Source organism: Actinosynnema sp. NPDC023658 (assembly GCF_040639995.1).
In the GTDB taxonomy this organism is placed as follows: Bacteria; Actinomycetota; Actinomycetes; order Mycobacteriales; family Pseudonocardiaceae; genus Actinosynnema.
Map to the genome: position 1 here is coordinate 1 of NZ_JBFAAX010001441.1, position 1,128 is coordinate 1,128.

Sequence of the window (1,128 nt, forward strand, 5' to 3'; positions counted from 1 at the left end):
GGACCGGCGCGGCCTACCAGCAGGCGTTGGCGGCGGCGGAGCTGGCGCGGCTGGACCCGGGGCTGCCGGACCGGGTGCGGTGGTCGGAGCTGGGCGCGTACCGGCTGCTGCTGGGCGCGGCGCCGGACGAGGTGCTGGCCGGGTTGTCCGACGTGCTGCTGCGGACGTTGGAGGTCTACCTCGACTCCGGCTGCGAGGTGCGCGCGGCGGCCGAGCGGCTGCACCTGCACCGCACCAGCCTGTACTACCGGCTGGGTCGGATCGCGGAGCTGACCGGCCGGGACCTGTCCGACGGCGGCGCCCGGCTGGAGCTGCACCTGGCGCTCAAGCTCGTCCGGCTGGCGCGACGCCCGTAGGGTCGACGGGGTGCTGCTGTGGATCAACGGCCCGTTCGGGGGCGGCAAGACGCAGACCGCCCACGAGATCCGGCGTCGCCTGCCGGGCAGTTTCGTCAGCGACCCCGAGCACGTGGGGTTCGCGTTGCGCCGGATGACGCCGCCCGCGTTGCGCACCGACTTCCAGCACCTGGCGGCGTGGCGGCTGGGTGTGGTCGAGGTGCTGGACCGGGCGTTGCGCGGGCACCCCGGGGTGGTCGTGGTGCCGATGACGGTGGTGGAGCCCGCCTACTTCCGGGAGGTCGTCGGCGGGTTGCGGGACCGGGGGCACGACGTGCGGCACTTCGCGCTGCTGGCCGACCGGGAGACGGTGGCGCGTCGGCTGCGGGAACGCGAACTCGTGCACACGGCGCGCAACGCGCTGGGCGGGAACGCGCCCCGGTTGGGGCAGAGCGCCGCGCACCGGGCGCTGGACCGCTGCCTGGAGCGGTTGCGCGGGCCGGAGTTCGCGGAGCGCGTGTGGACCGACCACCTCAGCGTGGCCCAGGTGGCCGACCGCGTCGCCGCGTCCGCCGGGTTGGTGCTGACGCCGAACACCGACGGCAGGCTGCGCGGGGCGGGGGGGGGGGGGTGGTCGTCGGTGAAGCACATCCGCTTCGACTGACCGGCTGGCACGGGCGCCCGGGGTGGGCGGCCCGAACCGCCGCGTGCGGAACCGGGGGACACGGCCCGGCGGACGCGCTAGGGTGATCAACTTCCTGGCCGACGTCAAGGAGTGACGTGCCCGACGACC

The 1,128-nt window shown here is 75.4% G+C and carries 2 protein-coding genes; both read left to right on the plus strand.

The window, feature by feature from the left end:
* On the plus strand, positions 1-356 hold a 356-nt coding region (locus tag AB0G02_RS41650; protein ID WP_360806531.1), incomplete at its 5' end, for a helix-turn-helix domain-containing protein.
* Positions 357-366: 10 nt separating this feature from the next.
* Positions 367-999, plus strand: coding sequence for an AAA family ATPase (locus AB0G02_RS41655; RefSeq protein WP_360806533.1), 633 nt, complete (start codon positions 367-369; stop codon positions 997-999).
* Positions 1,000-1,128: the final 129 nt, after the last annotated feature.